The organism is Shewanella sp. 125m-1 (genome assembly GCF_052977065.1).
In genome coordinates this window covers 24032-47605 of sequence record NZ_JBRILT010000016.1, presented here as the reverse complement: position 1 = coordinate 47605, position 23574 = coordinate 24032, and the positions used below count along the sequence as shown (strand labels likewise).

At 42.8% G+C, this 23574-nt stretch carries 20 protein-coding genes; 9 read left to right on the top strand and 11 right to left on the bottom strand.

Translation table 11 applies throughout. The annotated features are described in order from the left end of the window. Positions 1-204 precede the first annotated feature (204 nt). Complete coding sequence (locus ACVBIK_RS09420) at positions 205-852, bottom strand: glutathione S-transferase (RefSeq protein ID WP_447169538.1); 648 nt, start codon at positions 850-852, stop codon at positions 205-207. 313 nt (positions 853-1165) lie between these two features. Between ACVBIK_RS09420 and trhO the strand changes: the two genes are divergently transcribed. The 3 genes from trhO to ACVBIK_RS09405 all read left to right on the top strand — a co-directional run bounded on the left by trhO (position 1166) and on the right by ACVBIK_RS09405 (position 4303). Further along, positions 1166-2149 carry an oxygen-dependent tRNA uridine(34) hydroxylase TrhO gene (gene trhO, locus ACVBIK_RS09415; RefSeq protein WP_447159979.1) on the top strand — a complete coding sequence of 328 codons (984 nt, stop codon included), beginning with the start codon at positions 1166-1168 and terminating at the stop codon, positions 2147-2149. A gap of 157 nt (positions 2150-2306) precedes the next feature. Further along, positions 2307-3671: a molecular chaperone gene (gene yegD / locus ACVBIK_RS09410; RefSeq protein ID WP_447159978.1), complete on the top strand. Its 1365-nt coding sequence runs from the start codon at positions 2307-2309 to the stop codon at positions 3669-3671. 137 nt (positions 3672-3808) lie between these two features. Next, complete coding sequence (locus tag ACVBIK_RS09405; RefSeq protein ID WP_447169537.1) at positions 3809-4303, top strand: CreA family protein; 495 nt, start codon at positions 3809-3811, stop codon at positions 4301-4303. A 253-nt stretch (positions 4304-4556) separates the two neighbouring features. On the opposite strand, the gene ACVBIK_RS09400 is transcribed toward ACVBIK_RS09405, so the two are convergent. The 4 genes from ACVBIK_RS09400 to pdsR form a co-directional block, all read right to left on the bottom strand. Continuing rightward, positions 4557-5129 carry a type IV pilin protein gene (locus ACVBIK_RS09400; protein WP_447169536.1) on the bottom strand — a complete coding sequence of 191 codons (573 nt, stop codon included), beginning with the start codon at positions 5127-5129 and terminating at the stop codon, positions 4557-4559. A 148-nt stretch (positions 5130-5277) separates the two neighbouring features. Continuing rightward, positions 5278-6456 carry a cystathionine beta-lyase gene (locus ACVBIK_RS09395; protein WP_447169535.1) on the bottom strand — a complete coding sequence of 393 codons (1179 nt, stop codon included), beginning with the start codon at positions 6454-6456 and terminating at the stop codon, positions 5278-5280. 156 nt (positions 6457-6612) lie between these two features. Further along, the gene (gene pdsS / locus ACVBIK_RS09390; RefSeq protein WP_447169551.1) at positions 6613-8796 is read right to left on the bottom strand and encodes a proteobacterial dedicated sortase system histidine kinase; all 2184 of its coding nucleotides are present in this window, start codon (positions 8794-8796) and stop codon (positions 6613-6615) included. A gap of 193 nt (positions 8797-8989) precedes the next feature. Further along, entirely contained in the window at positions 8990-9682 is a 693-nt protein-coding gene (gene pdsR / locus ACVBIK_RS09385) for a proteobacterial dedicated sortase system response regulator (protein WP_447159974.1), read from the bottom strand. Between the two features lie 256 nt (positions 9683-9938). On the opposite strand from pdsR, the gene pdsO reads away from it, so the two are divergent. The 3 genes from pdsO (at position 9939) to ACVBIK_RS09370 (ending at position 13936) form a co-directional block, all read left to right on the top strand. Beyond that, positions 9939-10676, top strand: coding sequence for a sortase-associated OmpA-like protein PdsO (gene pdsO / locus ACVBIK_RS09380; RefSeq protein WP_447169534.1), 738 nt, complete (start codon positions 9939-9941; stop codon positions 10674-10676). Between the two features lie 139 nt (positions 10677-10815). Further along, complete coding sequence (locus ACVBIK_RS09375) at positions 10816-13254, top strand: marine proteobacterial sortase target protein (RefSeq protein WP_447169533.1); 2439 nt, start codon at positions 10816-10818, stop codon at positions 13252-13254. Continuing rightward, the gene (locus ACVBIK_RS09370; protein WP_447159971.1) at positions 13247-13936 is read left to right on the top strand and encodes a class GN sortase; all 690 of its coding nucleotides are present in this window, start codon (positions 13247-13249) and stop codon (positions 13934-13936) included. The genes ACVBIK_RS09375 and ACVBIK_RS09370 overlap by 8 nt, the downstream gene beginning before the upstream one ends. 196 nt (positions 13937-14132) lie before the next feature. Here the strand turns inward: ACVBIK_RS09370 and ACVBIK_RS09365 are convergent, their stop codons facing one another. The 3 genes from ACVBIK_RS09365 to ACVBIK_RS09355 form a co-directional block, all read right to left on the bottom strand. After that, positions 14133-15158, bottom strand: a complete 1026-nt coding sequence (locus ACVBIK_RS09365) for a GGDEF domain-containing protein (protein WP_447159970.1) — start codon at positions 15156-15158, stop codon at positions 14133-14135. A 335-nt stretch (positions 15159-15493) separates the two neighbouring features. After that, on the bottom strand, positions 15494-16366 hold the full coding sequence (locus ACVBIK_RS09360) for a hypothetical protein (RefSeq protein ID WP_447159969.1): 873 nt from the start codon (positions 16364-16366) through the stop codon (positions 15494-15496). A 453-nt stretch (positions 16367-16819) separates the two neighbouring features. Continuing rightward, positions 16820-17191 (bottom strand): diacylglycerol kinase, encoded by a 372-nt coding sequence (locus ACVBIK_RS09355; protein WP_447159968.1) that lies wholly within the window; start codon positions 17189-17191, stop codon positions 16820-16822. Positions 17192-17523: 332 nt separating this feature from the next. On the opposite strand from ACVBIK_RS09355, the gene ACVBIK_RS09350 reads away from it, so the two are divergent. Then, positions 17524-18405, top strand: coding sequence for a DNA ligase (locus tag ACVBIK_RS09350; RefSeq protein WP_447169532.1), 882 nt, complete (start codon positions 17524-17526; stop codon positions 18403-18405). A gap of 253 nt (positions 18406-18658) precedes the next feature. Here ACVBIK_RS09350 and ACVBIK_RS09345 read toward each other — a convergent pair whose 3' ends face one another. Beyond that, entirely contained in the window at positions 18659-19315 is a 657-nt protein-coding gene (locus ACVBIK_RS09345) for a nitroreductase family protein (protein WP_447159966.1), read from the bottom strand. A 328-nt stretch (positions 19316-19643) separates the two neighbouring features. Here ACVBIK_RS09345 and ACVBIK_RS09340 point away from each other — a divergent pair, with 328 nt between their 5' ends. Continuing rightward, positions 19644-20141: a low molecular weight protein-tyrosine-phosphatase gene (locus ACVBIK_RS09340; RefSeq protein ID WP_447169531.1), complete on the top strand. Its 498-nt coding sequence runs from the start codon at positions 19644-19646 to the stop codon at positions 20139-20141. A 150-nt stretch (positions 20142-20291) separates the two neighbouring features. Here the strand turns inward: ACVBIK_RS09340 and ylqF are convergent, their stop codons facing one another. Next, positions 20292-21230, bottom strand: coding sequence for a ribosome biogenesis GTPase YlqF (gene ylqF, locus ACVBIK_RS09335; protein ID WP_447159964.1), 939 nt, complete (start codon positions 21228-21230; stop codon positions 20292-20294). A 117-nt stretch (positions 21231-21347) separates the two neighbouring features. Continuing rightward, positions 21348-22187, bottom strand: a complete 840-nt coding sequence (locus ACVBIK_RS09330) for an isopenicillin N synthase family dioxygenase (RefSeq protein WP_447164230.1) — start codon at positions 22185-22187, stop codon at positions 21348-21350. Positions 22188-22634: 447 nt separating this feature from the next. Between ACVBIK_RS09330 and ACVBIK_RS09325 the strand changes: the two genes are divergently transcribed. After that, positions 22635-23540, top strand: coding sequence for a bifunctional methionine sulfoxide reductase B/A protein (locus tag ACVBIK_RS09325; RefSeq protein WP_447169530.1), 906 nt, complete (start codon positions 22635-22637; stop codon positions 23538-23540). Positions 23541-23574: the final 34 nt, after the last annotated feature.

The following is a 23574-nucleotide window of genomic DNA, read 5'->3' as shown; positions in this document are numbered from 1 at the left end:
TCACACCACGAAACGCGCCGCTTTGAAGAAGATCACCTAGGTAAAGATCAAGATTACCAATGGTAAGGCTATTGCCTTTCTTTGTGGGTTAGGTGTTTCTTGCGACGAGCCGCTTGTGTTCTAAAACGAGCTGTATTTACTTAAACTTATATTTGTTACTTATATTTGTTAGTTAGCTACATATCTACTTACTAGTAATATGTTCTAGCCGAACGCAAAGCTCTCACCACTGTCAAGCCAAGTTGGGTATTTACCCATAACCGCACTAAATTCATCACTTTCTATCTGGGCCTTTAGCCAGCGCTGCACATTCAGGTAATCGCTATTATCAAACCAGCTTTTATCTACGCTAGCGAATTGGCGAATAAACGGGAAAATAGCGTAATCGGCAATTGACACTTGATTACCCATAAGTTGCGGATGCTTTGACAAGATACTTTCAAGCTGCGCGATATACTGCTCGCCTTGCTGTCGATAATATTGCTTGCTGTGCTCTGGGTGCCTATCGGCATACTTGTATTTATCTAGCCAAGGTTTAAAACTGTGGTCATTACTATGGATCAGCGCTTTAGCGATTTCTTGTTTTTGCGGATCATTGCACTGCAATAAATTGTGCGGATCATTCTTCATCAGTGCCCAGCACATGATCTCTAGGCTCTCATCAATCACAGCACCGTCTTGTAGGATCAGCACTGGCACAGTGCCTTTGGGGGAGGCTGCTAACATAGGCTCTGGTTTATGTTTTAGCACTATTTCTCTGAGACTAACATGTTGGCCTGATAAGAAAATGCCGAGTCTGGCGCGCATGGCGTAAGGGCAGCGTCTGAAGGAGTAGAGTGTGGGCAGAGGCATATTTTGGTCTTAAATAATTGTGCTATGCCGCTATTTTCAACGCTTATTTGTTAAATAACAATCATTAATATTAATTATAATGCTAATGAATAGGGCTTTATTTGTTTGTTTTCCGGTAAGTTAAGCATGACTTACCTTCATTCAACCCTTCATTCCATTTTTCACTCAAGCTAAGTAACCCTACTTTTTATCCCTGTTTGTGCTGGTGTGATCCGTGTAGAATTCGCGGATAATTTTGCGTGGTGGCTCATGTTTTGCTGCCGATAATAGATGCACTGAAGGTTAAGCTTCAGCTAGCAGTAAAAGGATGAATATGTCAAAAGTAGTTGTTTGTGCCCTGTATAAGTTTGTGACCTTGGCTGAGTTTGAGAAGTTACAAAGCCCGTTATTGAAGGTGATGGAAGAGTCGGAAATTAAAGGCACATTACTGTTAGCACAAGAAGGGATTAATGGCACGGTTGCGGGATCACAAACCGCTATCGATAATTTATTGGCTTGGTTAGCGAGCCAGCCAGGTTTAGACAATATTGTTTATAAACTCTCTTTTGACCCAGTGATGCCATTTTACCGCACTAAAGTAAAACTTAAGAAAGAGATCGTTACCATGGGCGTAGAAGGCGTTGATCCTAATAAAGTAGTCGGCACCTATGTTAAACCAAAAGACTGGAACCAGTTGATTTCAGATCCTGACGTCTTGCTTGTCGATACCCGCAATGATTACGAAGTTCAGATTGGCACCTTTAAAAATGCCGTCGATCCCAAAACAGAAACTTTTCGTGAATTCCCTGAGTACGTGAAGCAAAACCTCGATCCAGTAAAGCACAAGAAGGTGGCTATGTTTTGTACTGGAGGCATTCGCTGCGAAAAATCGACCGCGTACTTAAAAGAGCAGGGCTTTGATGAGGTCTATCATCTTGAAGGCGGGATCTTAAAATACCTTGAAGAGGTCAAGCAAGAAGAAAGCTTATGGCAAGGTGAGTGTTTTGTATTTGATAACCGCGTAGCGGTAAACCATAGCCTTGAAAAAGGACAATACGATCAATGTAATGCTTGTCGTATGCCTATCACTTCTGAAGAGATGGCTTTGGATAGTTTTGTTCAAGGAGTAAGCTGCTTGCATTGTATCGATAAGGTCAGTGATAAGCAGCGTCAGCGATTTATGGAGCGAGAGCGCCAAGTGCAGCTATCTAAGCAGCGCGGTGAAGCACATATTGGTAGTGATGTCAGTCAGGTGATTGAACGTCGTCGAACTCACAAAGAGCGGCTTAAAAAAGCACAAAATGAAAAGAGCGCATAGGGTTTAAAATCAAGCCTGCTAGCTTAAAGATGAGCTAAATTTACAGACATATTAACAGGCAGCCTTTGGCTGCTTTTTTTATTTATCAAAGACACTTTTTCCCTGAGCCTGAGTGTGCTATTTTGCACGGCTTTTTTACGCTTTAAAGGATAAGGGAATGTTTGTAGGTTTTGACTACGGTAGTGCTAACTGTGCGATTGGTGTTATTGAAGACGGTGATGTGCGTTTGGTACCCTTATCTGGTGACTCTAAGTATTTGAGCTCAACGCTTTACGCGATGGATAGGGAACTCATTGCTGAGGCAGTGTTAAAGCAATTACCTCAAGCAGAACAGGCTGAGTATACTCGTTTACGTTCGGCGCAATTAAGCCGCGCCGCTGCTGCCCGTCGAGAGTTGGATCTGTTGCCTAACGAACAAGCGGTGTTTGTCGGTGAGCAAGCGATCGACGCTTATTTAGATATGCCTGATGAAGGCTTTTATGTGCGTTCGCCTAAATCATTTCTTGGCGCAACAGGACTAAGAGAGAGCCAAATTGCGCTGTTTGAAGATATCGTCACCTTGATGATGATGCATATTAAAACTCAAGCGGAAAAGAATTTAGGTACGAAAGTCATTACTCATGCTGTGATTGGTCGTCCTGTAAACTTTCAGGGGATAGGTGGCGAGCAGAGTAATCAACAGGCTGAAGCGATATTATCGTTAGCGGCAAAACGCGCAGGATTTATCGACGTTGATTTTCTGTTTGAGCCACTAGCGGCAGGGATGGATTATGAAGCGTCACTTGATGAAAACTTAACCGTGCTGGTGGTTGACGTTGGTGGCGGTACGACTGATTGCTCTATGGTGAAAATGGGACCTAATCATATTGATAACCGTGACCGTAGCGCAGATTTTTTAGGTCATAGTGGCCAGCGTATTGGTGGTAATGATTTAGATATTGCGCTTTCTATGGCGTCATTTATGCCGCATTTAGGGCTTGGAAGCTTAATGGTAAATAAGCTGCCAGTGCCAAGTAAACCTTTTTGGAATGCAGTGGCAGTAAATGATATCAGTGCGCAGCGAGACTTTAGTGCTTTGGCCTCTAAAAAGCTAATCGAAGACTTGATTAAAGAGGCCCAAAACCCACAGCTTATTCAGCGTCTGCTAAAAGTTCAAAAAGACCAATTAGGTTATAAATTAGTACGCAGCGCCGAACAAAGTAAGATAGCGTTATCAAGCAGCGATAGCGTCGATACGCCACTTGAATATATTGCTAACGGATTACATGCTAGGGTGAGTGAAGCTGATTTTGAAACTGCGATAACGATACCGTTATCAAAGGTCGAAGCCTTGATGCGGGAAGCACTTGAGCAATCAGGGGTGATGCCAGACCGTATTTATGTGACTGGCGGCACCGCGAGAAGCCCGGCTATTTACCAACGCATTTCGGGCTTATTCCCTGAGATCCCAATTGTGGTAGGGGATCACTTTGGTAGTGTGACTGCAGGACTGACTCGCTGGGCACAGAGGGTATTTGCTTAACGGGCAATGAAAAATAGCGCGACTCAGCGCTATTTCGTTTACTGTTAGCGCTGACTATTGGCGTTTAGATTGACACAAATAGTATTACATCAGTCACAATGACTCATTGATTGACTCAATCGCTAAAGGAAATGGATATGAAGGGCTTAACTAAAGGGCTGTTAATTAGCTTGGGACTGTCACTGACCGTAACACTTGCTCTAAGTGGTTGTGGCGATGATGTGGGTAAGGTGAGTTTAGGTTTATTTACCACCAAAGATGTGATTATTGATGCTAGGCACGACCCTAAAATCCCTGGTGTGACGTGTCATGTTAGCCGTATTGAGGCCGATTTAAGCCTGGCGGACCCATCGGATATGAGTATTTCTTGTCGTCAAACAGGGCCGATCACCGCTGCTGAAATTGCCAGTATCGATAAGAGTAAAAACGGTGAAGTGGTGTTTAAAGAATCATTAAGCATCTTATTTAAATCGCTAAAAGTACGCCGTATTTATGATGCAAAGAACCAAACATTACTGTATTTGTCTTACTCAACCAAAGAGACCAATGGTAGCCACAAGCATGCGCTCTCAACCGTGCCACTTTATGGCACACAAGCGTGGGTCCCTGGTGGAGCAGTGATTAACAACTGATCTGCTTGCGGCTCAGTTTTGCTCTTCACTACTCACTATTGAACAATGAGGCGAAATGGGCTAGATAAGAGTGCTTGATAAGTGAGTTAAGTCAATCAGCCTTAGCACACGAAAACAGTACAAGCACACAATCCATCTACACAATTTAAGTACACAATCTAAGTGCATCATATAAGCACTATAAAGGCGGATCATATCCGCCTTTATGCTTTGAGCGAAGCAATAAATTGGCTGCTAGCTTGTAAAGCTGGGCTTAATCGTTAATAAGCGCAATAACACTACCAGCGACTGAGTCATAGAGGATTTTTATATCGGCTTGTTGGCGGCTCTTGGTATCGCCAAGGGTGCGCAGTACATAAGTGCACTGTGTTTGACCATCGGGATTGCTAGCTGCTTGATGACGATAGGCTTGAAAGTCACTGCTATTGTCTATGCTAGATAACGAAACACTGGCTGGATCTTGTTGTAGGATATTCCATAAATCAACACAGCCTTGCTCACCTTGGCCGATATTTTTTGGTTGTCCCATCGGGTTACCTTTACCAATACCAAGGGGATAACCAAAGCTGTTCATATCAAGCTCCCCTCCGGCAAAGTCAGGTAGATCGTTCAACGCACCAACTCCTGCGATAAGCTGCCATTTAGTGTGGGAGAAGGTAACTGATTGCTGCAATGCAGCGGCAACGGCCTTGACCCGAGCTATTTCAGCATCACGCTTAAAGTCTACATATTTAGCCGCAGCGATAACTGCTAATATGCCAAGCACAATAATCACGATAACAAGTTCGATGAGGGTAAAGCCTTTTAAGGCGGTGGCGCGCTGCATTAAAAAGATTCTCTAGGTTTGGTCATTTACGCTGTTAATAATAAAGCATTTAACCTAATAGCTAAAACAAAGAATCTTTTTCTGTGACAAATGCAAACAAGCCGACAACATGGCCGGCTTATTTTGCTAAAAGCTAAATAGAGTTCGCTTAGGTGTTTAATACTCGATTATAGCGTTCAAGCGCGGCCTCAAGATCGGCAATGAGATCATCGACGTTCTCTAAGCCGATATGCAATCTAATGAGTGGTTTACTGCTATCCCACTTTGTTGCAGTGCGCAGTTTATCGATGCCAAATACGCCTAAAATTAAGCTTTCAAAACCGCCCCAAGAAAAGCCCATTTTAAAGTGCTGCATATTTTCAACAAATGCGGTAACAGACCTAACATCACCTTGTTTTAATACAAACGAAAACAGTCCGTTTGAGGCGCTAAAGTCGCGTTTAAAAAACTCATGGCCCGGACATGACTCAAAAGCGGGGTGACGCAGGTGATCCACTTCTGGGCGGGTTGCAAGCCAGTTAGCCACTTTTAATGCATTTTGTTCATGCTGGGCTAAGCGAATACCTAAGGTTCTTAGGCCTCGGCTAGCAAGGTATACGTCATCTGGTGAGGTACATTGGCCCAGAAGGTAACTATTTTCTCGTAGCTGTTCCCAGTGTTTGTCGTTCGCGGTAGCAGTACCCATCATCACATCAGAATGGCCGACGATATACTTTGTCGCCGCTTGAATCGAAATATCGACCCCCATCTCAAATGGTCGCGAGTTTATTGGTGATGCCCAGGTATTATCGAGCATCACCACGATATCGTGCTGGTGGGCGATACGGCTCAGAGTGGGGACATCTTGTATTTCCATGGTGATTGAACCGGGAGATTCTAAGAACAGCACCTTAGTATTAGGCTGTATTAAGGCTTCTATGCCATCACCAATCATAGGGTCGTAATAAGTGGTTTCGATGCCGTAACCGGCAAGCAGCTTATTACATAGATCACGAGTGGGCTCATAGGCGCTATCGACCATAAGCAGGTGATCGCCCGCTTTTAAAAATGACAGCAGGCTATTGCTGATGGCGGCGCTTCCTGATGGATATAGTGCTGTGCCCACTCCGCCTTCAAGTTCTGCAATCGCCGCTTGAAACGCAAAGTGAGTAGGGCCACCACGACGGCCATAGAACATTGCGCCATTAGCCTTATTTTTTGCAGCAAAACGCATATCTTCCATAGTATCGAACACCATAGTCGATGCGCGGTAAACAGGCGGGTTTATCACCCCTTGGGTCCATTTTTTATCTCGGCCTAGACTGATTATCTGCGTTTCTTTTTTCATCGGGCGAATTCCATCAGTTTAAATATCGATATCATTTTAGCCATCTTAACATCTAAACGGCTAAAATAAAGTGTCATTATTTTCAGTATAAACTTTCAGTATAAACTTTCAGTCACTATTTTCTCTGTCGTCATAACTGGGATAGTTACAACTGCTTTAAAGACTTTCTTTGCTTATTGGTAGCTTAATCGTGATCTTAACGCCGCTGATATTCCCGGCCTTATCTTGGGTATTACTGGCGTTAATTTTACCGTCATGGAATTGGCAAATAAGTCTCGCAATATAAAGGCCTAAACCTAGATGCGGCTTATCTTGCGCTTTTTGTGCTCTCACAGACACCATAGACTCAAAAATCTGCTCGGCCATATTATCCGGTAGTGCGGGGCCTTGGTTACTGACGCTCAGCTCGGCATATTTATGCTTGAGTGTCAGCGCAACATTAATTGGGCTATCAGGATGACTAAACTCTAAGGCGTTAGCGATAAGTTTATCCATCAGCTGAGCGATATACTCCGGCACTCCTAACATCGCAATACTGTCCTGGGTAATATTGAGCTCAAATGCTTGTTGGGGATAGGTCATTTGATAGCCTTGCATACAGCCATTGATGACTTTTTCGAGCGGAAAAATAGTCGTTTCGGCATGAGATAAGCTCTCTTCTAAACGAGTGGCTTCGCTCATGTTGTTTAAGATCATATTGAGACGGTTAACGCCTTCTTGTGCCCGGTCAACATATTTGCGGCTATCAGGGCTAAGCTGTTGTAAACCAAGATGCTCAAGCGACGAGCGCACCACGGCGACAGGGGTGCGCAGTTCGTGAGATAAACGCGAAGACATATTCTCTAAATAATGAGTGTATTGGCTCAATCGGCTAACGATACTGGCAAAACTTCGTGATAGATCGCCGATCTCGTCGCGAACTTTAGAACCCTGAATCTCATTTTTTATTCGCCCTTGGCTGTCGATCGCTTGCTCAGCTTCATCGCGCAGTTTTCGAATACGGCTTGAGATGTTTGAAGCAAAGAAAAATAGCGCTAAGGTGCCCATACTCATGATGGTTAAAATCACATTAAACAGCTTCTCTAAGGCTTTGTTGCGCAGGGTTCGAATACCATGAGTGGTTTCTTCGGCAATCACTACCCCCATGACTTTATCATCAATCCAAATAGGACTAGCAGCAGCGAGCACAACCGCTTTGCTGTCGGGAGTTAAGCGCCAGGTGGAACCTTGCTCGCCGCTTAAGGCTTTAGAGATATGACTGCCTTGCAACACTGTTGAGTCTTGCAGTGAATCAATAAAGTCTTTGGCTGGCGTGGTTAAAATTTTGTAGTAAAGCGGGTGCAAGTATTTATGTTTAAACTGCGTCCAGCCGGAGTTGTCATCGTTATCGATATTAGTCCGTGACCAGACGCTGTTATCTGAACGAATATCGCCCGATTTTGCTAATACGCGGCCGTGTTTGTCGACCACCCAGATCCGCGAACTATTATGGCTCATGCCTTTAATAATACTTTCGATTTCAGGTGAGGGGACAAGTACGGTCCCCAACTTGCTTACATCATCAATTGCAGAGGTGCCAACTATGGCATCTAATACGCGGCTTTTTTTATCGTTTACGTCATAAACAGCAAAGCCCAGTTTACTGCCAACCATATTAAGCGGGATCCTAAGCTCGACATTGTAACCTTGCTTACTCTTGGTCCACTTTCCTTGAATTTTAACTTCAGGCGTTACAGGGGTAGACAGGTTGGGATTTTCTGGCAGTTCGAAGGCACTTATCCAACCATCTTGTGTGGTGGCGACAATATAGCGTCGAAATTTGCCATCCGGTGCGAGTGTGGCGATGGCGATATGATCGTTATTGTCTATGCTAAGGCTATTTTTTCCACGGTAGATCACGTGTGGATCGCGAACTTCGAAAAAGGCGTACAGGTAGCCGGCATATTTACCCACCATATGGGTAAAGCTGAGGTTTAACGGCTGGCCTTCGTCACGTTTATAAACCTGATAATCAGCCGCGTAATTAAGTGCACGATGGCGGTAGCTACTCCAATCTGACAATTTACCGTCTAGTTGAATAGGCCCTGAAAGTGGATAAGCGTATAGATCGCGCCCTTTTTCAACCTGTGTTAAAAAGCTCGCTTGGCTATCAAATAGCTTAGGTCTTTCGTGCAGTGCGGTTGCCAGTGCCTGAGTAGTGCCTTCTAAGGTTTTTTCTTGGCCGTGACGCAGATATTTCTCCATCTCCCACACGTACTGATAACCTAGCCACGGCAGGCAGAGTAAGAATAAAGACAATACTGCGACTTTACTTCGCAGCCCTATTGGCAAATTAAACATGGCGTAACAACTACCTAAATGATGGCCATCAACAATGACCTGACTATGACCTAAATGATCAGGCAATGACCTAAAACTACTTGACCATGACCAAAAATGACTCGATTGATGAACTAATTTATCAGCGGACGACATTCCACAAGCGAGGGTTCGCTTAGCATCAAGTTTCGATGCTCAATGCTAATGCTCAAGGTTAATTGTGGGAATCCCAGCGATAACCCATGCCATACACGGTATCGATACAATCAAAGTTAGGGTCCTGGGCAATAAACTTCTTTCTAATCCGTTTTACATGGGAAGTAATCGTCGAATCATCGACGAATATTTTGGCCTCTTGCATCAACTCTTGGCGCTGGCGTACATGTCCTGGGCGCTTTGCGAGCGCATGCACCATCCAAAATTCGGTTACGGTAAGCTCAATCTGTATTGAGTTCCAAAATACCTGCATGCGATTCACATCGATTGTCAGCAAACCATGTTCAACGATATGACTTTCATCGTTACTCGCATTTTTTAGATCTGAGCGTCTAAACAGCGCAGCTAATCTGGCTATTAGATGTGGGAAACTGACATCTTTACTTAAATAATCGTCGGCCCCCAGTCGCAGACCGCATACGGTATCGAAATCACTGTCACGTGCGGTCAAGAAAATAATCGGCAAGGTACTCGACATGGCTCTTAATGATTGGCATAGAGTAAAACCGCCATCGATTTCATTTTCAAGGCCAATATCGATAATGGCAAGATCGGGTAGGCGCGTGTTAAATGCCAACATAGCTTGTGGGCGGTTGGCATAAGCTTGTACACAATAACCTTGTTGCTGCAAAACCTCTTTGTAGTTTTCTCTAATTGCAGCTTCATCTTCTACTATGGCAATTCGTTTCATAACGTCTTAATGAGGGCCTTAACTGTCTAATTGATTGTGACTATACAGGAAAATATCTCTGTTTGAAGACGTGAACCGTGATTGCCATTTTGTTGCCACAATTGAACCTCAAAACGCCACTTTTACTCCCCTTAAAAGCCATTTAGGTAGGGTTTAATAGCCCTATCGAATAAAGCGCAGTTAACAACTTTAAAACGGCAAGCTTTATTAGCTAATTTGAATTTAGTTTAAAAATTACTATCCCAAGGGGAATAATATGAAAAAACAACTTATCTCAACACTCGTCATTAGCGCGTTAGTATTTTCAACTCAAGCATCAGCACAGCAGGTTGTAGACACTCAGCGTAGCAATAACGAAGAACTCATCGGGTTAACTTCAGGCATTGTGCTTGGGGCTGTGGTGGGTGGGCCCGTCGGAGCCATTATCGGCGCCTTTACTGGCACCTTGGTGGGTAAATCAGTGGGCGATGATGATGCGTTGCAAACACAGCAAGCCATGCTTGATGAAAAAGAGCTGGAGCTTATTGTACTAAACCAGCAAAACCAATCATTGGTTGAACTTTCAGATCAGTATGAGCAAGCGCAGCAACAGCTTACCAGTTTAAAAATGGCGCAAGAGCAGAAGTTAACTGAATTGGCACTGGGACTGAATGTACAGTTTAAAACGGGTTCATCAACGATTGAGCCTCACTTTCAAAATCAGCTAAATGATATTGCTTTTGCGATGTCACTCTCACCTGAATTGACATTGGACTTGACGGGGTACGCTGACCGCCGTGGTGATGGTGATTATAACCAAGCCTTGTCAGAACAACGTGTAGCAGAAGTCAAAAGCTATCTTATAGAGCAAGGCGTTACCGAGGCGCGTTTGCATAACCAAGCCTATGGTGACTCTTCTCCTTTGATGGCAGAGCAAAGCTTTGAGAATGACTTTTTTGACCGTCGCGTGACATTGAAGTTGCAAAATCAAGACAGCGCTTTAGCGGCTAATTAACCCCCAGTCATGTAACCGTAAATTTAACTGCCAATTTAACCGAAAGTGACCTGTTTAGTTGAATGTTTTAGACAGGTTTTCGGTGCCACAGAGTCTGCCTCATCGCATCTTTGGGGTAAACAGTCAAAAGGAGTAACAGATGACTGCGTATATATTAAAGCGTGGATTTGCGAATGTTTTAGAGCCTATCGCTAAGCAGAGTCATCGCCAAGGAGGCTCTATTTTTGAGGCGCTTATGGCAAAGAGAGTCGCAATTGGGGCATCGATAGGATCGCTGCAAGCTCGATTACTGCAAGGGGTATTATTGCAGGGGTTATTATTACTTAGTGTATTCGTGCCGCAAAGTGCGATGGCATTAGCGTCAACGGAACCAGTTTCTTTAGATAGCATTACGCAAGGTAGTTTGATATTTGAAAGCGCACAAGGGCAGGTCGCGATTGCGCTACCAATGAAAACCGACATCAGTATGCATATATCAGGCTGGGTGAACCGAGTTTCTGTACGCCATGAATTTAAAAACACGTCGACAGAGTGGGTTAATGGTCAGTATCTATTTCCTTTACCTAATGAAGCGGCGGTTGACCAGCTTAAGCTACATATTGGCGATAGGGAGATAGAAGGACAGATCCAGCCTAAAGCTAAGGCTAAAGCCATTTATGAACAAGCAAAGGCTGAAGGTAAAAAAACCAGTTTACTTGAGCAAAAACGTGCCAATATCTTTAGTGCTCAGGTGGCAAATTTAGCGCCAAATGAAGTGTTGATTGTGGAGCTCACTTATCAAGAAACCTTAGACTATAAAGATGGTTTGTTTAGTCTACGTTTTCCGATGGCGATAGCGCCAAGATATACGCCGAAACAAAGTGGGCATAGCGACAAGCAACGTGATGAGTTACATCAACAAGTCGCTGCATTCAAGTGGACTAATGCTAAAGAACAAGCGGGCCGAGAGCAAACAAACACGGAACAAACCATCACTCAAAACTTAGTTTCGATAACTGTAAAGTTTGACGCCGCAATGGCAATAGAAAACATCGACAGCCCCTACCATTCTATTAATGTCGATATGGTCGAAGATGCTGCAGCGCAAGTGAGCTTAGATAACAATGCAGTTGCTAATCGTGATTTTGTGCTGACATGGCAGCCCGTACAAGGCCGTGAGCCTACCGCGGTAGTTTTTTCTCAACAAGGTAAAACCCACGCTGCGTTAGCCTCACAAGTTGTGCAAGGCGATAGTCAGTTTAATCAGGGAGTCTCTAGAAGTAAGCCAAAGTATCAACCTCAGTCACAGTCACAACTACAGCCACTGCCACAGTTAGAGCTAGAGCAGCATAGTCACAACCAACGAACTGACTCAAAAAAGGCGTTAGAAAAATATGCTTTGGTGATGTTAATGCCACCTCAAGGTAGCGTAACTGAGTCATCGTCGATTTCACGTGAACTGATCTTGGTTATCGATACATCAGGTTCGATGTCAGGAGATGCCATCATTCAGGCTAAATCGGCGCTTAAGCATGCGTTAGCGGGATTAAAGCCCCAAGATAGCTTCAATATTTTGCAGTTCAACTCAACTGTTGAGCAGTGGTCTAAGTATGCAATGCCAGCAACGGCTATCAATCTTGCTCGAGCACAAGGTTATATCAATGCACTACACGCCGATGGCGGCACTGAAATGTCATTAGCGCTCGATGCTGCATTAACTCGTCTTGGTAATAATAGTGTCCATGAAAGAGATGAGCAAAACGCCGCGGCGTCATTACGTCAGGTGTTATTTATTACCGACGGCGCAGTTGCTAATGAGTCTGTGCTATTTGAGCAGATAAAAGATCAATTAGCTGAAAGTCGTTTATTTACTATCGGAATTGGCTCAGCGCCTAATGCCCATTTTATGCAAAGAGCTGCTGAAGTCGGTAGGGGGACTTATACCTACATTGGTAAACTTGATGAGGTTAACCAAAAAGTGGTGTCGCTATTGGAGAAAATAGAGCAGCCTCAAGTCACCGATGTTGATCTTCGTTTTAGCGATGGCAGTGTCCCTGACTATTGGCCTGTACGTATTCCTGATCTTTATGCTCACGAGCCTATCTTGGTCGCTGTAAGAATTCCAAGCTTTGTCAGTAATGACTTACTGATCCAAGGGCAATTAGCGGGGCAATTTTGGCAGCGACGCTTAGAGTTTAATACTGGCAGTCAAGTTAATAACTTGGAGCAAGCCAAAGGTTTAGATTTAATATGGGCAAGAAAACAGATCGCTGCACTAGAGCTGACTAAGCAAGCTGCGAATAAAGAGAGGATTGAAAAGCAGATCGAGGCCATAGCGATGAATTTTCATATTATGAGCGCTTACACTAGCTTAGTCGCAGTGGATGTCTCGCCAATAAAACCTGCCAGTATTGAAGCAAAGGAGGCGAGGGTGATGCAGCATCTGCCAAGCGGATGGCAAAAGCTATCACATACGCTTCCGCAAACCGGAACAAATAGTGTTGTGTTGATGATTTTTGGCTCGACTCTGTTGCTGCTAGCGGCTCTATATCGTTTATCGTTTAGGCGTACGGACACCAGTGGATCTGACTATGAGTAGTATTACTGAGCAAGGCAATAATTTTAATGCTGATGCAAGGTGTGATAAACGCCTTATTAGACGATTTCATCGGTATGCGCCGTGGTTGTTATTGGTCGCGGGAGCCGTTTTAGTAATACAAGGTGGATATATGCAAGCTAAAGCACATTTTGCCCAATTTCTTATTCAGCAGGCTTGGCAGAAAACACTTGCAGACCAAAAGCCGCATAAACCTTGGTCATGGGCCGATACGCATCCAGTTGCCAAACTCGACTTTTTTCCGGTTACGACTCACTTAAGCAAGGATTTTGTTGAGTCGGGCAAAAACAACAATATTAATAACCATGACAGTCTATACGTACTAGCGGGGGCATCGGGCCGAAACTTGGCTTTTGGTCCTGCACAAATGTTATCGTCGGCGAGCGTTAATAGTCAGGGTAACACCGTTATTGCTGGTCATAGAGATACGCACTTTGCAAGACTTAATGGTATTCAAGTCGGCCAGTTGATCCAGTTACAAAACGCATCAGGTAAGAGCCGTATCTATCGTGTGGCTACAGCGCAAGTGACTCACGAATCTGATCTAAGTGTGATTGAAGATAATGGTCAGAGCATATTAACCTTGGTGACCTGTTATCCATTTGGCGTTGAGTTTGCTGGTGGGCCACTGCGGTTTGTTGTTAAGGCGGAGCCTGTTAATTAGAGTGAGCCTTGTTAACGATAAAAAGTACGTGAGTAAGGCTGGCGCTAGGAGTTGTTGTAACCTTAGCGCCACTTCACTTAGTCCATTTTATTTAGTCCACTTAACCTATCACCACAAAAGCTTGCGCTACTTTTCTTCGTGGCACTTATTCCTGTGTGAGTTAATCGAACCTAATGTTATTGCATCTAAGGTCAGCTTAGGCTGAGATTGGCATGACACGGTTTCGGCCTAAGCGCTTAGCTTCATAAAGCTGTTTGTCTGCGCGCTCTATTAGCAGGCTATCAGTATCGTTTAACTGACATTGAGCGACACCAAAAGAGGCGGTGATGTTATTGATAGTGTCGCCTTTTCGTTTGTCTTTCAAAATCAACTTTTCTAGGCTTCGACGCATAGATTCGGCCAGTTGTCGTGTTCGGCCTAATTGGCTCTTTGGCACGATTAAAGCAAACTCTTCACCGCCAAATCGATACAGTTTAGTGCCATCTTGGCAAGCTTCACTTAGGCGTTTTGTCACGGCTTTTAACACTTGGTCGCCAAGCTGGTGGCCATAGGTGTCGTTAAACACTTTAAAATGGTCAATATCGGCAATGATTAAGCATAATCCTTGGGGGTGTTGTTCGATAATCCCTTTGAGGTCTTGATTAAATGCGCGTCGGTTTAATACATTGGTTAAGGCGTCAAAATGCATCTCATGTTCAGATTGCTTTAATTTTAGTTTCAAGGCATCTATTTCAGATTGTGCTTTGGCTAGTTGGGCTGTGAAATGCTGGGCACTTTCGCGGATCTCGTTTGAATCTTTAACAAGATGTTTAACGACCGATAGTACTTCTTCAATGGTAAAGCCATCATTTTCGATTTTATTAAGCTTGTTGTAATTATTATCAATTTTGCTATTGAAATGGTTTGCATCAATGTTGGTGTCTTTAAGCGATTGGGAGAGCTCAGTGACCATAGCATCGAGATTAAGGCGCATATCGACGACATCAAGTTCGACGGCATCCGAGAGAAACTCTTGGTAAAGGCGTTCACTTTGACTTGGCGGACAGGTGTTGTAGTGGCTGACGACTTGATCTAAATGCTTATTTAGTTTGACATTTTTTTCACCAACATAAGCATACCATAGCGCATAGTTTATCGGTGTCGTTGGAATTTGATATTTAAGCATTAAAGGAATGGCTTTTTTTAGCTTAGATGCCGATTCCTTTAGCAGTGGACTAGCCATTATGGTCCCTTATTAACAATAGATTATTGGCGCGGTTAATTATATGCCAATGTAAAGTAACGCTATTGTGCATTTTATTTGGCCATTCTATTACGTTTTGATCTGATACAAAACTTGAAAAACGTTTAACTCGTACATAAAAACAGCGAACAAAAATCAGCAGTCAACTTATCCCCATTAGTGACTAAGCATTAAAGGGGTGAATACAGGTCATTAATGGCAGTCTGCTATCAGTGCCGATTGTATGTTTAATGCCAAGTGATAAGCAAAAAGGGCCCGATGAGGTGCCTTTTTTGTAGTAATAAGGTGCTTTTTGTAGTGAAAAATGACCTGGCTTAAAACTGGTAACTTACCGAAAGCATAGGGCCAATAAAGCTATACTCGATGTTGTAATCGGCAATCTTAATACCCGCATCAGTAAAGGTTGAGGTGTATTCAACGTTGACTTCGTAGTAGTTAAAGGCTGCTGTCATATGCCAATTTTCACTGATTGCGGCTTCAACCCCCATTCTTACATCAACTAAACCGCCCTTAAGATCATCTAGCTTGATATAAAAGTATTGCGCATGACCACTGAATTTAAAGCCAGGATAGAACTCGTAAGAGCCGAAAACACCAATATCAGGCAGTGGAGCTGTCAGTTTTTCGTCAACCACTTTGGGAATATCGATAGTGTCTGGGCAGCGTGTTTCTGTGGCAACATCGCAGATCCCTATGTTGCCTTTAAATGCTGTTTTGATAAACATGGCATGTAGGCCTACAGATACACCAACATCATAGTTATGACCTTGCCAGATATCATAACCATAACCAATACGCATGATATCGATATTAAGGGTGCTATCTAGCGAAATGCCAGACTTGATATCGTAAGTGGTGTCATCCCACGTAAACTGAAATGGTTTTTCGACTGACTGCACTAATGCATTACGATGAAGCTGTTTCCAATCTGCATAAAGCGTATGACGGTCGTTAAAGTGGTGAGAGAACTCGAAGAAGGGAAGAAATTGAGATTCTTCTAATTTTAAATCAGATTCAAAATCGAGCTTAAAAGCATTACCAAGGAGAGGATCGTTCACATCTATGGTTGAGTCCGTATTGGCATAAAAGCCACCGATACGGATAACAGTATTGTTATCTGCATAGGTCATTGGGCTCGCGACCAAGGCCAATGTTGTAGCACTGCGAATGATGAAACTTTTAAGCATTAAAAGTGACTCCGTCGTTCTTATTCTTATTAGTTTTATATTAGTTTTAATTTTCGAATGTTTAATTATTCGGCTACTAGCATAGCAGGATCTATAGTGATGTGAATAAATTGTTTCGGAAAATGTATGGTTTGTTTGATCTAATGCAAGTTAACCGTCATTACTTACATGCATGACAGGCTAGACATTGCGTACTACAGCGATTTTAGATGAGGGAAAGGCAATACTCTTAATGACACATTTTTGATTAATATTGATAACATTTAAGACTTGCAGATTTTAGTAAACAGTCTAGCTTTGCCCAGTTATACGCTTATTTTGACAGCTAAAATATGTCATTTAAGGGGGCGCGGGGAGTGATGCTAAAAATAACAGGATTAGCTTTAACTAACGCCTTCAATTAAAACGGCACAATGAGAAGGCGTTAGTTTAAGCGCTCATGACATGAGTTGTTTAAAAGAGTTTAGGCAGCAAGATTAACGCCCAAGTTAGGCCGCAGAAAGCTAAGCTCATAAATACGGCTGCAGAGGCGATATCTTTTGCTCGACCGCTTAATGGATGGAGTTCATCGCTAATTCTGTCTACTACGGCTTCGATTGCTGAATTCAGAAGTTCAACGATTAACACCAAAAATAAACCTAGGATGAGTAAAACGCGCTCTACCGTTGTCACGTCTACTAATAATGCTATGGGTAGCATTATCGCTGCTAAGAGCAACTCTTGTCTAAATGCCGCCTCGTGTTTCCAAGCAAGCTGTAGGCCTTGTATTGAAAATCCAGTCGCTCTGATAACGCGTTTTATTCCGTGATTATTAGCAGGTTTCATAGCATTCCAAAATAGTATCCATAACAGTATTCATTATCGCGTTCATACATTATCGTGATAAAAATAGTGCTTTATCATGCGCGATAGTTGCTTGATAGCAATATATTAAGGCTGATAGTTCAAATTTTGAAGGATTATAACATGTTCCATTTTTGATTGAGTTAAAAAGCTAATTTAGCTGTGATCTTAGAGGTAGGGCAAGCATTGATAAGATAGAAATAACTGTTCCAGCAGGTGCCAATGGCATAGAGCCAAAAAGAGAGCTAGGCTTAACTCATGGTGCACAGGATGTGCAATCGAATGTTGAAAAATAGCAGCAAGGAGCAGTGACCATGTTCGTAATACGACTTTTCTTTTTTATCGCTAGCCTAATAACGGCGTTCCTATTTATAGTAACCCATCCTGTTGCAGCTTCGGCCGAAGTTGCACTAAATATGACAGATAAACCGTCAATCCAATTAGCTTCTAAAAGCACCCAACAAATAGCCAATATTTCCGATTACCTGGTCAGTGAGAAACTGGACGGTGTAAGGGGGTATTGGGATGGAAAAGCAATGTACAGTCGTTCAGGAAGATTGATTAATCTGCCGACTTGGTTTGTTGAGGGCTTTCCAGATTTTCCCTTAGACGGAGAGTTATGGATTGAAAGGGGCGCGTTCGAGCAGGTATCTGCAACCGTTAGAAAAATCAAGGCCGCAGACGCCGAATGGGCAAAGGTACGTTTTTGGGTCTTTGATCTACCGGATGATCCCAATGTATTTGAATTACGATATGACAGGGCTAGCAAAGTACTACAAGGTATCAGTCCATTTTTAGGGGTCATAAGGCAATATACATTAAGCACTCATCAAACATTAGACAGTGAGTTACAAAGCATTATTGATGGTAACGGTGAAGGTTTGATGTTACATAAGAAAACAGCCTTGTATAAAGTCGGTCGCAGTAAAGACATTGTTAAGCTGAAACCATTTTATGATGCCGAAGCACTCGTCGTTGCGCATACTCCAGGTAAAGGGAAATTTAGCGGTATGCTTGGGGCTTTAGTGGTTAAAAACGTTCAGGGAAAAGTGTTTAACTTAGGTTCTGGTTTTACGTTGGAGCAAAGGAGAAATCCACCTCAGATTGGTAGCCAAGTGACTTATAAATATTTTGGGCTAACCCAAAAAGGCACGCCAAGATTTGCCAGTTTCTTGCGGGAAAGGCAATCTCAATAATAGCGAATAAGACTCCGGTGAGTCAGGATGAACACCTCTTTTACGTTAATGTTTTCACGTTAATTTTTACGGCTAAAGCCTTTAATGTTTGCGTCTTTATTTTTAAACATGCATCTATGAGGGCAAATAGCTTTTACTAATATTTAGAAAGGTTCGGGCAGATGCTCCGAACCTCCAAAGATTGGTTTCACAGTACAGATAGACAAACAAGTGCATAAGCTCACTTGCCTAAATGACTCAAAATCGATTGGTATTATAAAACTTGCAGAACATCTTTCATTGCCAAACGAGATTTTGGCAGCGCTGCATTATAGTCTTCTTCTGAATGATGGTAGCCCATAGCTAGTGCGACATCACACTGAAAGCCGCCAAGCTCCTCTTTAAAGATCTCACCAATCAATTCACTATCAACACCTTCCATAGTGGTTGAGTCGATTCTTAAGCGAGCAAGGGTGTGCAATGTATTTCCTAGGGCTAAGTAAGTTTGAGATTTTGTCCAAGCAGCATTGTTACCCGCTTCATCCGTATTGAGTTCTACGAAAGCATAAGCGCCAAACGCCTGCTCTCTATCCTCAGCTCCCATACGGCCATCGGCAATACCCTTGTCGACAACCTTTGCATAATCTTCGCGAGTATAGTGAGGGTTGTAAGCAAACAGAACGATATGTGAAGCCGACTTGATATGTGGCTGATTAAATTGAAACTTGTTGGCAAATGAATCATGCATGCGTTGCTTGGCTTCATCACTTTCAATCACAATAAATTTCCAAGGCTGTGAATTGATAGAAGAGGCCGAAAGATTCATTGCTTTATAGATCACATCAAGATCTACTTGGGGAATACGCTTAGATGCATCATAACGTTTTGTGGTGTAACGACTTTCAAGATCGGTAATAATGGGATGAGTCATATTCATATCCTAATGTGGCAAGGTCAATCAATAATTTACGTTAGCGCTATCCTACCGCCATCTTAACCAATGAAGTAGTGCTGATTCGTTGAATTATTATCAATATTTTATTGGTAATAATTGTTTGTTGGTAAGGATTATTTGTTGCAATGAAAGTTTGTTGGCAGTGAAAGTTTGGTGATTGCGAGAGTTTATTGGCAATATGCAGCCATATTGCTTATGGGATCTTAGTGCTAAGCCATTAGATGCTCGTCGCGGTTAACTATGGCTGGCTATGATGACTCTATAGCGCGTAGACTGCTAACGACTGACTATTTTGGGTACTGATATGAAACTAATTTCCTCTGTTCTATTTGTATGTATGGGCAACATCTGTCGTTCTCCTTCGGCAGAGGCGATGTTTAGAGACAAAGCCACAACCGCAGGACTACATATAAAAGTTGATTCTGCGGGCACGATTGCTTATCACCAAGGGCACTATCCGGATGAGCGTTCAATTACTGCGGGAATTAAACGTGGTTTGAATTTTGATGGAATGCGAGCAAGACAGGTTGAAGTTAATGATTTTGAAGACTTTGATTTGATCTTAGCGGCAGATGAGCAAAACCTTCAAGACTTAAAGCGTATATGCCCGCAGCAACATCAGTTTAAGCTTGCCCTCATTTTAGATTTCTGCGATTTTGCTACTCATGAGGTGATTTATACTGAGGTACCAGATCCCTATTATGGGGCGGGTGATGGCTTCGAATTGGTCCTTGAACTGCTTGATAATAGCTGCGAGCAACTGGTGAAGCGTATTCAAGAAGGAAATTTATTGAGCTCTTAATTTATGTTTAGCTCAGATTAGATGAATATGGGTTAAAGTTTTTTTCGCGATATATTTGCAGGTGTGATGGTAAAAACAGAAAAAGCGCTAAACAGCGCTTTTTCTAGGTTGTGAGATAAGCAAAAAACTTAGTTTTCTTAGTTTTAAGATTTAGCTTAAACGCTTGCCTGAACGCTTTAAACGCTCTAATTCTCGTTTTGCTTCTTCTTTCGCTTCTTTCTCTGCGAGCATTTTAGCAACTTCAGCTTTCTCGATTTCAGCCATTGCAGGTGTTTCAAGTGATAGTTGGCCTATTCTGCCTGCACGGAAATCATGAAGTAGCACTTCTGAGGCTTTGTGAAGATCGATTCTTCCACCTGGACGCAGTGCACCGCGGTTGCGGCCAATTGCCTCTAATAGCTCAATGTCAGTATCTGGCATCTGCTTGATCTTATAGCGTTCTGCAATCGCTTCAGGATAAGCGGTAAGAAAATACTCTGCAGCAAACATGGCTACATCTTCATATTCCATCGCGGTATCTTTAATCGCGCCGGTTACGGCCAAACGATAGCTACTTTTTTCGTTATCGACTTTAGGCCACAAAATACCCGGTGTGTCAGACAGTACAATACCATTACGTAAGTTAATACGTTGCTGGGTTTTGGTTACCGCAGGCTCGTTACCTGTTTTGGCAATCATTCTGCCAGCAAGTGTGTTGATGATGGTAGATTTACCGACGTTCGGGATCCCCATGATCATGGTGCGAATATCTTTTTCGATTTTGTCGCGACCGGGTACAAATTTACGACATAAATCGGGGATTTTTTTTACTTGTCCAGCCTGCAATGTGGTAATTGCCATTGCTCTTACCCCTTGCTCTTGCTCAAGGTATTCAATCCAAGCCTGAGTTGTCTCTGGATCGGCTAAGTCGGATTTATTCAGTAGTTTGATACATGGCTTATCACCACGCAGCGTTTGCACCATTGGGTTTTCACTACTGTAAGGGATCCTCGCATCAAGCACTTCTATCACCAAATCGACTTGAGGCATAACCTCTTCGATCTCTTTACGTGCTTTGTGCATGTGTCCTGGATACCACTGAATTGCCATGTGTGCGCTCTACTATCAAATTACATAATTAAGAGGATTTTACCTTGTAACGCTTAAGTTTAACAAACAAAAAGCGCCCTAAGGCGCTTATTGGGCTCTTATTGAATGCGAAAGCGGCTAAATAACACCTAATTCACGTAAACGTTCCATCAAATAACTGTCGGCGGTATATTTATCTGACAGCTTTACCTCTGGGTTGGGATGTAAAAATAGCGGTAAAGAAATTCGCGATTTTGTTTTATCCATGCCCTGTGGGTTAATCACTCGATGGCTGGTTGATGGAAAGTAGCCACCCGATGCTTCTTGCAGCATGTCGCCAATGTTAATGATCAAATTGCCAAAGTTGCTTGGCACATCGACCCATTCACCATCTTTGAGCTGTACTTGTAAGCCGGGTTCATTCGCTGCAGGTAGTACTGTGATTAGATTAATATCTTCATGAGCTGCGGCTCGAATCGCGCCAGGTTCCTCATTACCTGACATAGGTGGGTAATGCAGTACTCGCAGCAGTGTTTTTTGGCTATTTTCAATCATCTTTGGTAGTGCGATTGAAAACTTCTGTTTCACTTCGGCAGGAGAATGTCGTTCTATCCATTCTAATAGCTCAGAGGCTAGCGCATTAGCGTTATCGTAATACTTAAGAATATTTTCTTTTAGAGAGTCTGGGATCCGCCCCCAAGGGTAGATATGAAAATATTCTTTGATATCTTTTACGCTGTGACCTTTGGCGGTTTCGGAGATCTCAGCCGGAAAGAATCCATCTTGTGTTTCAGGCTTAAACAGATATGCTTTTTTCTCTTCTGTATTAAAAAATGCGTGCCACTCTTGGTAAATATTCTCCACTAATTCTTTATCAATAGGGTGGTTGGTTAATACCCCAAACCCGGTTTCTCGTAGTGAAGATACAAATTGTTCTGCCGCGTCGTTTGCGCGGTAATCGATTGTTTTTAATGTCATCTTGATTCTTTTTATTATTAAACCCAATCCGAGTTTAACTAGGGTAAACGGTCGACGCAAACCTAAGTGATGTCGATCACACTGATGATTGTTTAGGCTAACGAATAGTGTCGAATTATACTGGGATAATTGATTAATATTGAGTTAGTTATGGCTTAACACTCTTTGTTCATAATAATTAAAAAATGTTGAATACTTTTCCTGTATAAGCACTGCACTGGCGGCAAGTAACAATTTACGCTGTATGGAAACTTTAAGGATAGAAAAATAGCTCGACTAGGGGTCAAGCCTCTCAATAAACGTTAGAATTAAAGTCATCTTGAAAGCCTTTGTGCGCGTATAGGGTCTAATAACGGGCATGAGGGGTAACGTTTAAAGCCAGTTGGACATAAACCTCAGTGATGCATTGAGCGAAAGTCGATAGTTGAGCGGATTAGAGAGTGTAAAATGAGAAAACTAGCAGAGTTCGAAAAGCATGTAATTGAAGATAAAGGCACTGAAAGGCCATTTAGTGGTGAATATAATCAACACACAGCTCAAGGGACCTATTGCTGTAAAAGATGTGATGCACCTTTATATCGCTCTGAGAGTAAGTTTAACGCCCACTGTGGTTGGCCTGCTTTTGATGACGAAATAGATGGGGCGGTTAAACGTAATATCGATGCGGATGGAATGCGAGTCGAAATCGTTTGTGCTGAGTGTGATGCTCATTTAGGGCATGTGTTTGAGGGGGAGTTACTCACGCCAAAGAATATCAGGCATTGTGTTAATTCAGTTTCAATGACGTTCAAATCAATCGATAACTCGCCCATAACTAAGCCTGAGTTACAACTTGCTACGTTGGGAGGAGGTTGTTTCTGGTGTATTGAGGCGGTATTTTCAGCCATTAAAGGCGTTAAAACGGTCACTTCTGGTTACGCTGGAGGCGATGGGCATGATGCTAACTATAAAGCGGTTTGTAGCGGTAACACTGCTCATGCTGAAGTTGTACAAATAGAGTTTGATCCAAACGAGGTGAGTTTTGAAAGTTTGCTTGAGGTGTTTTGGGTCAGTCATGATCCCACAAGCTTAAATCAACAAGGCAACGATGTTGGTCCTCAGTATCGTTCGGTGATCTTTATTCATAATGAACTGCAAGCCGAGCTGGCTAATAATATGATTGAAGACTTAACCAGAGTTGCTGCATGGCCAAATCCAATTGTGACTCAAGTGGTCGCTTACACAGGCTTTTTCGCTGCTGAAAATTATCACAACGATTACTTTGAATTACATGGTGAGCAGCCATATTGCCAGATGGTCATAAAACCTAAGGTGGATAAAGTCAAAGCACTGTTTGCAGACAAGCTTAAGTGACTTATACCGGGTTAGAAAATAAAAAAGACAGGCA